The following is a 13,267-nucleotide window of genomic DNA, read 5'->3' on the forward strand; positions in this document are numbered from 1 at the left end:
CTCAGTGGGACTCACGCGTCACCTCGGAACCCGACGCCCCGACGAGGAAGTCCAGGTCGGCGCCGCGGTCGGCTTGCAGCACATGGTCGATGTAGAGACGCTCCCATCCCCGTCGCGGGTTCGCGAACGCCTTGACGGTGGCCGGGTCCGGCACCCGTCGCGCCAGTTCCTCCGCCGGGACGTCGAGGTCGAGGCGGCGATCGCGCACGTCGAGGCTGATCCAGTCGCCCGTCTGCACGAGGCCGAGAGGACCGCCCGCGGCGGCCTCGGGGGTCACGTGCAGCACCACGGTGCCGTAGGCGGTGCCCGACATGCGGCCGTCGCAGATGCGAACGATGTCACGGATGCCGCGTTCCAGGAGCTTCTTCGGAATGGGCATGTTGGACACCTCGGGCATGCCCGGGTAGCCCTTCGGCCCGCAGCCGCGCAGCACCGTCACGGAGTTCTCGTCGATGTCGAGATCCGGATCGTCGACGCCTGCGTGAAAGTCCTCGATCGAGTCGAACACCACCGCACGGCCGCGATGCGCCAGCAGGTGCGGCGACGCGGCCGCGGGCTTGATGAGCGCGCCGCCCGGCGCGAGCGAGCCCCGCAGTACCGAGATACCGGCGTGCGGCTGCAGCGGGGTGTCACGCGGGGTGATCACGTCGGCGTCCCAGATGCGGGAATCCTCGAGGTATTCCACGAACGGGCGGCCGGTGATCGTGAGCGCAGACGGGTCGAGCTGATCGCGCACCTCTCGCATCACCGCGAGGAATCCGCCCGCCCGGAACAGATCGTCCATCAGGTACTGCCCGGCGGGCTGCAGGTTGACCAGCAGCGGAACCTCGGCGCCGATCCGGTCGAAATCGTCGATCGTGAGGTCGATCCCGAGGCGCCCGGCGATCGCCAGCAGGTGCACGACCGCGTTGGTCGACCCTCCGATCGCAGCCAGGGCGACGATCGCGTTGTGGAAGTTCGCCTTCGTCAGGAACGTGGACGGGCGGCGATCCTCCGCCACCAGCGCCACTGCGAGTGCGCCGGTCAGGTGTGCGGCCTCCAGCAGGCGTGCATCCGGCGCGGGTGTGCCCGCGACCCCCGGCACGACCATGCCGAGCGCCTCGGCGACGAGCGCCATCGTCGAGGCGGTGCCCATCGTGTTGCAATGGCCCTTCGAGCGGATCATGGACGACTCGCTCTTCAGGAACATCGCCTCGCTCAGCGTTCCGGCGCGCACCTCCTCCGAGAGCCGCCAGACATCCGTCCCGCAGCCGAGCGCCTCATTGCGGAAGTGTCCGGTCAGCATCGGGCCGCCGGGCACCACCACGGCGGGAAGATCGACGGATGCTGCGGCCATCAGCAGCGACGGGATCGTCTTGTCGCAGCCGCCGAGCAGCACGACCCCGTCAATGGGGTTCGCGCGCAGCATCTCCTCCGTCGCCATCGCCGCCATGTTGCGCCACAGCATCGCCGTCGGGCGCACGTTGGTCTCCCCCAGCGACACCACGGGCAGCTCCAGCGGGATGCCGCCCGCCTCGTAGATGCCGTTCTTCACCGACTGCGCGACCTCGGTGAGGTGGGCGTTGCACGGGGTCAGGTCCGACGCGGTGTTGGCGATCGCGATCTGCGGACGCCCCGTGAACGCCGAGTCCGGGACACCCCGCCGCATCCACGCCCGATGGATGTACGCGTTGCGGTCATCACCCGAATACCAGTGGGAGCTGCGCAGCGTCACCGTCGACCCTCATCCCCGCCCCGCAGATGCCGGGCGCTTTCCGCCATCCTGCCCGAAAACACCTCGGGCGGAGACCCGAAGGTCGCCGCCCGAGGTGCTCGGGTCGGTCTTACTTGGTCACGGTCACCTTGAGCGGGGCGCTCACCGTGGTGCCGGCGGGGTTCGTGAACTCCACCGTGTAGGTGTACGTGCCCTCGCTTTGCCCGACACCGGCAGGGTCGCGCGCTGCGCGCCTGGCGTCGCCGCCTTCAGGTCACCCGCGCCGGCCTCGACGCCGTTCTCGAGGAACCGGTACGAGGTCGCGTTGGTGCCCCACCACAGGTCGGCGGTGACGATGTACGTGCCCGCTCCGTTCTTGACGTCGGTCGACAGGACGGGCTTGCCGGGCGAGGCATCCGTCACCTTCACGGTGAGCGGCGGTCGAGACGATGGTCGCGCCTCAGCGAGGGCGTGCGCCGCCCGGTGCAGCGCGTGTACCTCCTGCTCGAGCTGCTGCCGCGCGACTCGACGGTCGCCGCCGCGGGCTCCCGGGCGTCAGAGGCCTGATCTGCCGGCACGAGCCGCCGCCCTTCGGCGGGATCGCGGGCTCAGTCGTCGAGCCGTTGCCCGAGTTCGATGATGAGTCCCTCCGGGCCGCGCACGTAGCAGACGAGCCACTGGTCCTCGTAGTTCACGAGCTCGGCCATCGTGTCGTACCCCGCAGCGCGGACCTTCCCGAGCAGCGCCTCGACGTCATCGACGCGGTAGGCGAGATGGCGCAGGCCCAGGGTGTTCGACGGGAGATCACCGACGGGTGCCGGGCTCTCCGGTCGCAGGAACTGCGAGAGCTCGATCGCTCCCGAGCCGTCGGGCGCGGTGAGGAAGACCATCTCGACGTCGGTGCCGGTGAGCCCGTTGACGCGATCGGCCCACGTGCCGCCGACGCGCGCCTTCTCCCCGCAGCGGAACCCCAGCATCTCGAAGAAGTCCGCCACCGCCTTCAGATCCTGGACGATGACGCCGACGTGCTCGAAGCTGCGGACACCCACCCTCGCGACCTTAGGCGCCCGGCGGCGGCAGCGGTACCCCCGCGACGACCTGGATGGTGTCCAGCGTCGGATCGGCGGCGTACGCGATGCGGCCGCCGTCGGCCCGTGCCTCTCGCAGCGCGTCGAGCGCGCCCGCGGTGACGATCTCCCCCGGCGCGAGCACCGGCACCCCCGGCGGATACGGGGCGATGAGCTCCGCGCACACGCGTCCGATCGCAGCATCCGCGTCCACCGTCTCGTGCGTCGCGAAGAAGGCCTCGCGCGGGGTGAGAGCGGGTCGCGACTCCACCGACCACGCCGCCGAGGGCCTGACAGGACGAGGGATGCCGCGGCGCCGGTCGATCGCGGCCGTCAGCGCCTCGACCAGCCCGGTGAGGGAACGCTCGTCGTCGGCCACGGTGATCAGCGGCACGAGCACGTCACGGTCGGCCATCTCGAGCGTGATGCCCTCGGCGAGCAGGTCGTCCTCGATCGCGTGGCCGTGCCCACCGGTTCCTTGGATCAGCACGACGAGCTTCGCCGGGTCGACGGCGAGCGCGCCGTCGGGATGGTCGGCGGGTCGCCCCTCGAGCACCGTGACGCCCTCGACCGCCGAGAGCCGCCGACGGGCCTCCGCCACCAGACCGACCATGCGGCCGACGAGCTCCTCGCCGTCGCGCCGCAGCATCGCACGCGAGGCATCCGTGCTCGCGAGGATCGCGCCGGCGGAACTGGTGGTGTGGGATGCCTCGAACCCCCGCTGCAGCCGGGCCGGGTCGAGCAGTCCGCCGTCACGGGTCGTGCGCGCGAGCAGCAGCGCGCCCTGGCTCCAGGCGGGAAGGGTCTTGTGGGCGCTCGTCACAAGGGCGTCGGCACCGCGAGAGAGCGCGTGGTCGGGCACGAGCGGCGAGAACCCGAAGTAGGCGGCCCACGCCGCATCGACGACGAGCGGCACTCCGGCGTCGTGCGCCGCGTCGGCGATGTCGGCGATGTCGGACACTGTGCCGACGTACGACGGGTCGCCGATCAGCACGCCGCACGCGTCGGGGTTCGCCGCCAGCGCCGCCCGCACGTCGTCCACTCGCACGGCGCCCGGCAGCCCCGTCGTGGCGTCGATCTCGGGCCGGACCCACACCGGCCGGAGCCCGGCGAACACGATGCCGAGCAGCACCGAGCGGTGCAGCGTCCGTGAGACGATCACCGGCTGGCCGGGCCGCCCGAGCGCGAGCACCGCGGCCTGGTTCGCATGGGTGGAGCCGCCGACCGACAGCCGGCACCAGTCGACGCCCCACGCCTGGGCCGCCCGCGTCTCGGCGGCGGCGAGCAGCCCGCGGCTCTGCTTCATCGTGTCGAGCCCGGCGAACAGCGGCGCATCGCCGCGCACGACGTCGCCGAAGAGGTCGCGTCGGTGCTTGTGCCCCGGTATGCTGAAGGGCGCCACCTCGCCGGCGTCGACGTCGCGCTGGAACTGCAGCCATGCGGCGAGCAGCGGGGCGTCCGCCGCGTATCCGCGCGGATCGCGCAGGTCGAGGTCGGATGCGTCCACGAGCACGACCCTAGCGGTGGGGGTGGACGCCGTCAGCGCAGGAGGAAGGCGAGCTCCACGGCTCACCGAGTCTTCCGCGGCTCGAGACGCGGATCCGTGAGGTAGTTGTCGAATCGCGCCGCCCAGCGGTCGCCGGCGGGAGAGCCGGCGACGTCGAACACGAGGCCCTCCTCGGCGGCCCATGTCTGCAGCAGACGGTTGGCCTGCAGCGAGTGGTTCCGGTACGCCGGCACCGCGTACTCCCCCGCGGGGATCGCACCGACGCTCACGCGTGCTCCGCCCGGGGCCGAGGCCGGTGCGCCGACCTCGAGGTACATCTCACCCGCCATGTCGACGGTGTGCAGACGCAGGAAGAACGGCCCTTCGGGTTCGAAACCCTGTTCGTCCAGCCACCGGATGAATTCTGCGAGGAGCCGGTCGCGCTCGGCGAGCATTCCCCGGAACGGCGTCCGCCGGCGGATGCCCAACGTCCGACGTTGTGCACGGGACTCCACTCGGGGGCCGTCGAGGATCTCCATCGGCACGACTCTAGGAGGCGGCGCGGTCCTCTCGGAAGAGTCCGCCGCTGCCCATCGCGCGAGCCGGGGTCAGAAGGATGGCGACCCGGAGCGGGTTCACGCGCGGCTGGCGGTACCGCTCGGCGTAGAGGGCTACCGCGAGCGCCACCTCGTCAGGGTCGTCGTGGACCGTCGCGGTGCCCTGGAAGGAGAGCCAGCGAGCGCCGTCGACCTGGCTGATCGTGGCGGTGCCGTCGCGCCGCACGTTGCGGACCTTCTGCGAGTCGCGCGACGTGATGACCCGCAGCACGCCGTCGTGCAGTGTGAAGCCGACCGCGACCGCGTGTATGCCGCCCCACGACGCCAGCGTCGAAAGCGTGCCGATGTGTCGCTCGTGCACGAACTCGACGCCCGCCTCCGACAGTTCCCGCACACACTCAGACTACCGGGAGGCTCGGCGTCGTGACGCGACGGGACTCCCGCCGGGACCCCGCAGAACCTACAGTCGTTGAAAGACCCGAAGAGGCGCCTCCAGCACCCCGAGAAGGAGGCAGGCATGGTGACCACCATCCCGCTTTCGAGCGGAACACGGATGCCGCAGCTCGGCCTGGGCGTCTACCTCGTGACCGACGTCGCCCTGTGCGAGTCGAGCGTGAGGTCCGCCCTCGGCTCGGGGTACCGGCTCATCGACACCGCGGCCATCTATCGCAACGAGCGGGCGGTGGGGCGCGGCATCCGTTCCTCCGGAGTCCCCCGCGAGGACATCTTCCTCACGACGAAGCTGTGGCCCTCCGACTACCGATACGACAAGGCGCGTGCCGCGATCGGCGGCGCGCTGGAACGGCTCGACTGCGGACCCCTCGATCTGCTCCTGCTGCACCAGCCCGTCGGCGACGTGAAGGGCGCGTGGCGGGCGATGGAGGATGCCGTCGAGCAGGGCGTCGTCCGGGCGATCGGAGTGAGCAACTTCACCGTGCCCGACCTGGAACGCCTGCTCTCGGTGGCGCGGATCCCACCCGCCGTGGACCAGGTCGAGCTGCACCCCCACTGGCAGCAGCCGGAGCTGCTCCCCTATCTCGCCCAGCACGCGATCGTGGCGGAGGCGTGGTACCCCCTCGGTCACGGTTCGACCACGCTCCTGGCGGAGCCTGCGGTCGTGGGAGCGGCGGCCGCGCACGGGAAATCGGCGGTGCAGGTGATCCTGCGCTGGCACGTGCAGCGCGGGTTCGTCGCGATTCCGAAGTCGACCAACCCCGCCCACATCGCCGCGAATATCGACGTCTTCGATTTCGAGCTCAGCCCTGCCGAGATGGCCGGAGTCGACGCGCTCGGCGAGGACCGTCCGATGTTCCGCCTTCCCCGCTGGATGATGGCGGCCACGATGCCGCTGGCGCGCCCGCGACCGCTCGGGTAGAGGATGCCCGGGTGATCAGCGAGGTCGTGATGCCCGTCTGAGCCGGCTCAGCCGGTGCGGGTGCCGACGATGGTCGACGGCGGGAAGGGACCGGCCTGAGCCGTGCCCGTCAGCCGGTTGCCGACGACGTGCAGTGTGACGGCCAACGACATCGGCAGCGGTGCAACGAGGTCGAGCGTGAACTCGGCGGTGTCGCCCGAGACCCTGCCGCCGCGGATCGCGATCGGGCCGGTGGGACCGATCGCGGTGCCGGTGAGCGAGGTGCCGACCGTGGTCAGCGTGACGTCGAAGTGGTGAGAACCCGCCAACGTCGCGACCTCGAGCGCCCACGTGCCGTCTATCGCTGCCACGCCCATCCCTCTTCCGCCCGGACGACCACGCGGCCGTCGAGGCCATTCTGCTCGAACACGCGCCGGCACGCACAGCGCCGATTCGCGGCATCCGTCGTCGTGTCGTAAGCTTGTCGGCGGTGACGTGTCCGAGCGGCCGAAGGTGCAACTCTCGAAAAGTTGTGTAGGGTAACCCCCTACCGTGGGTTCAAATCCCACCGTCACCGCCACTTTTATCCCAGATCAGCCCTGCTTCTTGTGGGGCTGATCTGGGTTGTGGGAAGAAATCGGGAAGAACTCAAGCCGTGCCGGTTAACTCCTTGACCTGCGGTTTGATGCCAGAGTGATTTCGGCCGGTTAATGATCACTAACAGTCCCACGGTAGGTGGTTGCCGCGGCGGTTCCTCGTGACGGCGTTGCCGCCTCGGCAGGAGGCCTGATCAACGGTGTGTCGCCGCAAAGGGCGCAAGGCGCTTCCGCGTGTCTGACGGCACTATCGGGCGAAGGAGCGGGACGAGGGCGAGGAAGACCCCCTCGGTGTTGGCTTGCGCTCCTGATGTGTCTCAGGGTGACCCTTTGCGCCGTCGTGGGTCTGCATCGGACGGATCGGGCTGCCGTCGTGGCTGTGACCGTCGCTGTGTTGGTGAGTGTTCGCGTGGTGGATGGGTTGAGCGTGCCTTGCAGGACGACGGCAGCGGTGTCAACGGCCGGTACCGTCGCGAAGTCGCAGGTGATGTGCACGGCAACGTGGATTGCACAGGGAGAAGTGGCATGAGCTGCGATGGCGGGTCTGCTGGTGGACCGGACGCAGAGTGGTGACGGACTGCCCTGCGTCCCGGTCATTCCTTGAGGCCGCCGACAGCAAGGCCGCGGGTGACGTAGCGGAATGCGAACACGATGATCAGCACGGCCGGCACGGCGAGAAGCACGAGCGCGGCGTAGTACTGCGATGACTCGGCGGGCGTGGCCGCGAACGCGCCGCGGATGCTTTGAACTGCTTGAGCCGCGGTGGCGAGTTCCGGCGATTTCAGGATGACCGAGGCGAACACGAAGTCCTGCAGTGACCACATGATGCTGAGCGCGGCGAGGTTCACGAGCGGTGCGCGCACGAATGGAACGGCGACGTGGCGGAAGATCTGCCAGTGGTTGGCCCGGTCGAGCACCGCTGCTTCGACGTACTGCCGGGGGATGTCATCCATCCGGTTGCGTAGCAGCAGGATAGCGAACGGGAGTGTGAGCACCGCTTCGGGCAGCGCGACGCCGAGATGCGTGTTGAACAGGTGCAGTGTTCCGCTGAGGTAGTACACCGGGACGAGGATGGCGGTGGCGGGCACGGCGAGGAACAGCAGCACGCAGTAGTAGATGGGCTCGCGACCGGGGAAGTCGACGAACGAGAACGCGTACGCGGACAGCGCGCCGATGGTGCAGACGAGCGTGGCGTGCATGATCGCGATGATCGCGCTGTTGAGGAAGGTCTGCGGGATGGATACCCCGTTCAGGTCGCGGGTGAGCACCGATACGTAGTTCTGGATGCCGCCTACGGCGACCGACATCTGTACCGCGTTCACGAGCGGTGCGGCGAAGAACACCGCGATGATGCCGACGGCGGCGTAGATCAGGATCCGGTCCCGGTGGCGGGTGCGGAGGGGTAGGACGTCCTCTGCGGACTTGGACATCAGGATGCCTTCTTCTTTCGCTGGACGAGGACCTGCACGAGTGAGATCGTCAGGGCGATGACGAGCACGATGATGGACGCTGCTGCGGCGAACCCCACACGGTCGGCACCGAGGGTGGCCTGGTAGATGTAGGTGCCGGCGATCGCGGTGCGTCCGCCGGGCTGCCCGCCGGTGGAGAAGAAGATGATGTCGAAGGCGCGGAAGCTGCCCAGCAGCACCGACAAGATCACCGTGATATGGGTGGTCCGCAGCAGCGGGTACAGGATGATGCGGTAGATCTGCCAGATCGAGGCGCCGTCGAGCGTCGCGGCCTCCAGGATGGATGCGTTCACCTGGGTGACATCGGTGGTGTAGTACATGATCGGCAGACCGATCATGTAGGTGAGCAGCACGAAGATGGCCACGTACGCGGCGGTCGGGTTGCCTAGCCAGTCCTGCGCGAGGAACGGCAGCCCGACGCCCCGCAGGAACTGGTTGATCGCACCGTCGCTGGTCTCGAGCATCCGACCGAACACTGTCGCGAACAGCGACAGCGGGATGAGAGACGGCAGCAGGAACACGATGTAGAAGACGCGCCGCAGCCGCAGACCCGACGCCAGCATCATCGCCAGGACGAAGCCGAGCGTGAGGGAGATGAGCACGCTGACGACGCCGAACAGCACGGTGTTGAACAGGGAGATCTGGAACGCGGGGTCCGTCAGCACGAGCAGGAAGTTCTGCCATCCGACGTCGACTGCGTGCTGGAAGGTGAGTCCCACGCGTTGCGTGCTCACCACTCCCAGCAGTCCGAAGCTGAAGAGGAAGTACACGCCGTAGAACAGTGCGAGCGGGGCGAGGAAGATCACGGCGACCCGGATGCTGTGTAGCCGTGACCGGGAGCGCGCACGTCGGGACGATTGCGCATTCGGGTTCGTCGTATCGGCAGCCACTTCGCTGCGCGGGCCTGCCGATCCGTTGCGATGGGGCAGTCGAGGGTTCCCCGAAGGGTCCCGCGGCGTGGTGCCGCGGAACCCCTCGGTTGTGGGGCGGGTGGTCATCGTCACTTTTCGTCGCCGTGCGGGTAGCGCCCGGACTCCCACTCCGCCTGCATGTGCGCCGCGGCATCCTCCGGCGTCGTGGCGCCGCGCAGCACATCGAGGATCGCATTGCCCTCGACCTGATTCAGGAAGTCCTGGTTGCTGTCGCGCTTGGAGGTCGGGGCGGAGATCACCTGTGAGACATTGGCGAAGCCGTCCTGCGCGGCTGCGCTCTGCAGCACGGTGTCAGGCAGCTCGTAGCCGACCCTGCTGGGCACGAGGACGAGGTCCTTCGCCCAGACATCCGCCGCGTCTTTGCCGAGCATGAACGCGATGAACTTCTTCGCCGCGGCGGTGTTCTTCGAGTTGGCAGGGATGGCGAGGCCGCCCTCCGCGAGAGCCCGGACGGCGGGATCACCGCCGTTCAGCACCGGGAGGGGTGCCGCGCCGACGTCCTTGAGCGCGATCTTGTTCGCACCGCGGTAGTCGGCCGACAGCAGCGAGTTCTGCCAGGAGCCGTCGAGGTAGAACAGCGCCTTGCCCGCCGTGAACAGCTCGCTCGGGCGGGAGCCCTGCAGGCTGAGCACGTCGGTGCTGACGATCCCGTCATCGAACAGCGACTTGTACGCGGCGAGTCCCGCGACCAGGGCCGGCTGATCCCACGCCCCGTCGCCGCCGATGATGTCATCGGACAGGCCGGGCGAGTCCTGCTCGGCGATGCCGAACAGCATCTCCTCCTGCCACCAAGGGTCGCCGGCGAACACGACCGGTGTGACGTCGGCGCGGGCGGCCTTGACGGCGTCGACGGCGGTCTTCCACTCTCCACCGGTCTTCGGCACCGAGAGGCCGAGCGAGTCGAGGATCTCCGCGTTGTAGTACAGTACCGGGCTGCCGATGGAGCCCAGCGGGATGGAGTAGAGCACGCCGTCTGACGCGATCTCCTCCGTCTGCTTGACCATCGACGGCTCGACACCGTCGAGCAGGTCGTCGCCCCACTCCGAGACGGGCGTGAGGTAGTCCTTCACGGTGTTGGTCATGGCGGACACCTGGACCCCGACGACGTCGAGGTCTTCGCCGCCGCCGAGGGCCAGCGGCAGCTGCTTCTGGTAGTCCGCGGCCTCGAAGGTGCGCAGCTTGACCGTGATGTCCGGGTTCTGCTTCTCGAACGCCGCGATGGCCGCGTCGAGGGTCGCTTGCGGCGGGAACCAGGTCCAGTAGTTGATGGTGACGGGTCCGGTGTTCTGCGCGACGGGTTCCGCGCCGCCGACGCCGCCGGACGATCCGCAGCCGGCGAGCAGCACGACCGCCGAGACGGCGGCGGTTACACCGAGTAGGCTTCGGGTGAACTTCATGAAAGTCCTCACTTCGTTGTGATGGTGTTCTTGTGTGGTGATAAGACCGGGTCGGGCGTGCCAGCGCCCGATCCGGCATGCTGTGCGAGGGGTGCGGGTTAGGAGGTTCGGTCACCTCGTTTCCCGGCATCCGCGGGCGGTGCCGTAGACGCGTGGACCTCCAAGCGCGTAGGCAGGACGATCTCGCGGCCTTCGCCGGAGTAGTCGCCGCTGACGCGCTCGAGCAGAAGACGAGTCGCCGTTTCCGCCATCTCGGCGGTCGGCTGCAGGATGCCAGTGAAGTAGGGGTCGAGCACGGCGTCGCTGGGTGCATCATCGAACGTGACGATCGAGAGCTCGTTCGGAACCTTCACGCCGAGGTCGCGGCTGGCACGCGCCGCGCCGACCGCGATCAGGTTGTTCGCGGTGACGACTGCGGTGGGGCGGGTGTCCGCTTGCAGAACCGCCTGCATCATCCGGTAGCCGCCGTCCGCGGTGTACGGAGCGTGGTGCAGGGAGACGGGTTCCAGCTCGGCGGCGGCGAGAGCGGCGGCGAACCCCTGGGTGCGCTCGCGCGCGGTGACGATCTCGCGCGGGCCGGACAGCATCGCGAGTCGCTCATGGCCGAGCCCAATCAGGTACCGCGTCAGTTCCTCGGCGGCCGTGCGGGAATCTGACCTGACGACGTCAACGTCGTTGTACGGCATCGGGTAGCCGATCACACTGATCGGCACGTTCTGGCCCATCACGAAATCGACGGAGTCGGGGCGGTTCGTCACGGGGGAGAGCACGACACCGTCGACGCGGTGCTCGATAAGAGTGCGCAGCTGGTCCAGCTCGTTCTTCTCGCTCGCCTCGGTATGGGTGAACACCACGGTGTAGCCCCGTTCCCGCGCCGCTTCTCCGACGCTGCGGATCTGCTGGATGGCGAAGGGGTTGTTGATGTCGGAGACGACCAGGGCGATCACCATGGTGCGATTCGTACGCAGGCTCTGGCCCAGCATGTTGGGCACATATCGCAGCTCGGCGATCACCGCCTCCACACGTGCGCGGGTCGCCGGAGAGACCGAGTCCGGCTGGTTGATCACACGCGATACCGTCATCGGCGCGACTGACGCGCGTTCGGCGACATCACGGATCGTGACCATCATTCCTCCTCGGGAGCTACTTGCCGGACAGCGGTGGTACGCGTACCATCGCCAGGGATGTTACGCGTACCATTGCCGCGACACAAGTCCCGCCCACAAAGTTCAAAGGCAGTTCAATGACGACCTCCTGGTTCACCGACGCCGGCCTCGGCGTGTTCATCCACTTCGGCCACGCCTCCTCACGGGGCTGGGAGCTGTCCTGGCAGATGACCGGGGGTGTCGTCGGGCAGTACCCCGCTCTGGAGCCGGTCCCGTGCGAGGAGTACTTCGCGAACGCCTACACGTTCGATCCGCAGGCGTTCGACGCCGACGCCTGGGCCGACGCAATCGCGGGCAGTGGGGCGCGGTACGCCGTGATCGGGGCCAAGCACCACGACGGATTCGCGATGTACGACTCCGCGCACAGCGACTACTCGATCGTGAAGGCGACGCCGTTCGGCCGGGATCTGCTCGCCGAGGTGCTTGCCGCGCTGCGTGCGCGTGGACTGCGGATCGGGATCTATCTCTCGATGCCCGATTGGCATCACCCGGACTACCCGCGGATGACGGATGCCACCACCACGAAGCCGTATCGGCTGGACAGCTGGGTGCGCACGGATGAGCAGCAGTGGGGCCGCTACCGCGAGTACTTCCTCGACCAGCTCACCGAACTGCTCTCCAACTACGGCGCGATCGACGTGTTGTGGCTGGACGGCGAGTTCGAGCACACCGAACAGGAGTGGGATTTCGCCGACATTCGGGCCCGGGTCCGCGCCCTGCAGCCCGAGTGCCTGGTCAACGACCGCTGCGTCGGGCACGGCGATTTCATCACGCCCGAGCAGCAGCTGCCGGAGAGCGCACCGGAAGGACCGTGGGAGGTGTGCCTCACCATGAACGACACGTGGGGTTGGAGCACCGTCCGCCAGCGCTGGAAGTCGGTTCCCGAAGTGCTCACCCACCTCGTGGAAGCCACCACCACCGGCGGAAACCTGCTCCTGAACGTCGGTCCCCGCGGCGATGGCTCATTCCCGCCGGAGGCCCTCCGGACGCTGCAGGCCGTCGGGCGTTGGATCGACCGCAACCATGAAGCGGTCGGCGGGCTCAGCCCTGCTCCTTCGCACATCTCGAGCCGACTGCCCATGGCGTCTCGGACCGTCCACGGAATCACCCGCGTCTACGTCTATTGCACGCTTCAGCCATACCAGCACCTCACGGTCAGAGGCGTGCCGGTGCAGCGGGTGCGCGCGGTGCGGGTACTCGGAGACGCGCGGGGCCTGCCCTTCACGGCGGTGCCCCGCCTGCCGGACGTACACGCCGGCGCGCCCGATCCACGCGGCGAACTGGTCGTCGAGATTCCGTCCGAGCTCGCTGCGCAGCTCATCCCCGTGATCGCGATCGACCTCGAGCCGGAGCCCGCGGCACGGCCTGCGGACATCCACACACACCCGATGGATACGCACAGGGCGCAGCCGAGGTTCGATCAGCACGACCGACGCCGTTACGCCACCGCGGCGCCTCCCGGCATCACCGACCCGGACGACAGCTGCCGAGAAGAACCATCGCTGGTCCCCGGCACGCTGTCGTAGCGACCCCCTCACCCGCTACTCAGG

The 13,267-nt window shown here is 68.6% G+C and carries 13 protein-coding genes and 1 tRNA gene; 3 read left to right on the forward strand and 11 right to left on the reverse strand.

The features are described from left to right. Position 1 precedes the first annotated feature (1 nt). The 6 genes from MRBLWH7_RS11360 to MRBLWH7_RS11385 form a co-directional block, all read right to left on the reverse strand. Positions 2 to 1,714, reverse strand: coding sequence for an IlvD/Edd family dehydratase (locus MRBLWH7_RS11360; protein ID WP_341994508.1), 1,713 nt, complete (start codon positions 1,712 to 1,714; stop codon positions 2 to 4). Between the two features lie 141 nt (positions 1,715 to 1,855). Further along, positions 1,856 to 2,116 (reverse strand): hypothetical protein, encoded by a 261-nt coding sequence (locus tag MRBLWH7_RS11365; RefSeq protein ID WP_341994510.1) that lies wholly within the window; start codon positions 2,114 to 2,116, stop codon positions 1,856 to 1,858. 185 nt (positions 2,117 to 2,301) lie between these two features. Then, entirely contained in the window at positions 2,302 to 2,742 is a 441-nt protein-coding gene (locus MRBLWH7_RS11370; protein WP_341994513.1) for a VOC family protein, read from the reverse strand. A 10-nt stretch (positions 2,743 to 2,752) separates the two neighbouring features. Next, complete coding sequence (locus MRBLWH7_RS11375; protein WP_341994515.1) at positions 2,753 to 4,267, reverse strand: aminotransferase class V-fold PLP-dependent enzyme; 1,515 nt, start codon at positions 4,265 to 4,267, stop codon at positions 2,753 to 2,755. 62 nt (positions 4,268 to 4,329) lie between these two features. Then, a complete protein-coding gene (locus MRBLWH7_RS11380; protein ID WP_341994517.1) occupies positions 4,330 to 4,785 on the reverse strand; it encodes a GyrI-like domain-containing protein in 456 nt (151 codons plus the stop codon). Positions 4,786 to 4,795: 10 nt separating this feature from the next. Further along, the gene (locus MRBLWH7_RS11385) at positions 4,796 to 5,197 is read right to left on the reverse strand and encodes a PPOX class F420-dependent oxidoreductase (RefSeq protein WP_341994519.1); all 402 of its coding nucleotides are present in this window, start codon (positions 5,195 to 5,197) and stop codon (positions 4,796 to 4,798) included. Positions 5,198 to 5,320: 123 nt separating this feature from the next. Here MRBLWH7_RS11385 and MRBLWH7_RS11390 point away from each other — a divergent pair, with 123 nt between their 5' ends. Then, positions 5,321 to 6,178, forward strand: a complete 858-nt coding sequence (locus tag MRBLWH7_RS11390) for an aldo/keto reductase (protein WP_341994521.1) — start codon at positions 5,321 to 5,323, stop codon at positions 6,176 to 6,178. Positions 6,179 to 6,225: 47 nt separating this feature from the next. On the opposite strand, the gene MRBLWH7_RS11395 is transcribed toward MRBLWH7_RS11390, so the two are convergent. Continuing rightward, a complete protein-coding gene (locus MRBLWH7_RS11395; protein WP_341994524.1) occupies positions 6,226 to 6,528 on the reverse strand; it encodes a hypothetical protein in 303 nt (100 codons plus the stop codon). Between the two features lie 118 nt (positions 6,529 to 6,646). Here MRBLWH7_RS11395 and MRBLWH7_RS11400 point away from each other — a divergent pair. Next, positions 6,647 to 6,737, forward strand: a tRNA-Ser gene (locus MRBLWH7_RS11400). 609 nt (positions 6,738 to 7,346) lie between these two features. Here the strand turns inward: MRBLWH7_RS11400 and MRBLWH7_RS11405 are convergent. The 4 genes from MRBLWH7_RS11405 to MRBLWH7_RS11420 form a co-directional block, all read right to left on the reverse strand. Then, positions 7,347 to 8,183 (reverse strand): carbohydrate ABC transporter permease, encoded by an 837-nt coding sequence (locus tag MRBLWH7_RS11405; protein WP_341994526.1) that lies wholly within the window; start codon positions 8,181 to 8,183, stop codon positions 7,347 to 7,349. Further along, positions 8,183 to 9,028, reverse strand: coding sequence for a sugar ABC transporter permease (locus MRBLWH7_RS11410; protein WP_341994528.1), 846 nt, complete (start codon positions 9,026 to 9,028; stop codon positions 8,183 to 8,185). The genes MRBLWH7_RS11405 and MRBLWH7_RS11410 overlap by 1 nt, the downstream gene beginning before the upstream one ends. A gap of 194 nt (positions 9,029 to 9,222) precedes the next feature. Then, the gene (locus MRBLWH7_RS11415) at positions 9,223 to 10,551 is read right to left on the reverse strand and encodes an extracellular solute-binding protein (protein WP_341994530.1); all 1,329 of its coding nucleotides are present in this window, start codon (positions 10,549 to 10,551) and stop codon (positions 9,223 to 9,225) included. A 98-nt stretch (positions 10,552 to 10,649) separates the two neighbouring features. Next, the gene (locus MRBLWH7_RS11420) at positions 10,650 to 11,681 is read right to left on the reverse strand and encodes a LacI family DNA-binding transcriptional regulator (protein ID WP_341994532.1); all 1,032 of its coding nucleotides are present in this window, start codon (positions 11,679 to 11,681) and stop codon (positions 10,650 to 10,652) included. Between the two features lie 17 nt (positions 11,682 to 11,698). Here MRBLWH7_RS11420 and MRBLWH7_RS11425 point away from each other — a divergent pair, with 17 nt between their 5' ends. Continuing rightward, on the forward strand, positions 11,699 to 13,243 hold the full coding sequence (locus MRBLWH7_RS11425; protein ID WP_341994534.1) for an alpha-L-fucosidase: 1,545 nt from the start codon (positions 11,699 to 11,701) through the stop codon (positions 13,241 to 13,243). Positions 13,244 to 13,267 lie beyond the last annotated feature (24 nt).

It is taken from the genome of Microbacterium sp. LWH7-1.2 (assembly GCF_038397755.1).
GTDB lineage: Bacteria > Actinomycetota > Actinomycetes > Actinomycetales > Microbacteriaceae > Microbacterium.

Coding starts and splice junctions, on each gene's coding strand:
- MRBLWH7_RS11380 (WP_341994517.1), bottom strand. CDS start 4,785: ATGGAGATCCTCGACGGCCCCCGAGTGGAGTCCCGTGCACAACGTCGG.
- MRBLWH7_RS11390 (WP_341994521.1), top strand. CDS start 5,321: ATGGTGACCACCATCCCGCTTTCGAGCGGAACACGGATGCCGCAGCTC.
- MRBLWH7_RS11405 (WP_341994526.1), bottom strand. CDS start 8,183: ATGTCCAAGTCCGCAGAGGACGTCCTACCCCTCCGCACCCGCCACCGG.
- MRBLWH7_RS11415 (WP_341994530.1), bottom strand. CDS start 10,551: ATGAAGTTCACCCGAAGCCTACTCGGTGTAACCGCCGCCGTCTCGGCG.
- MRBLWH7_RS11420 (WP_341994532.1), bottom strand. CDS start 11,681: ATGATGGTCACGATCCGTGATGTCGCCGAACGCGCGTCAGTCGCGCCG.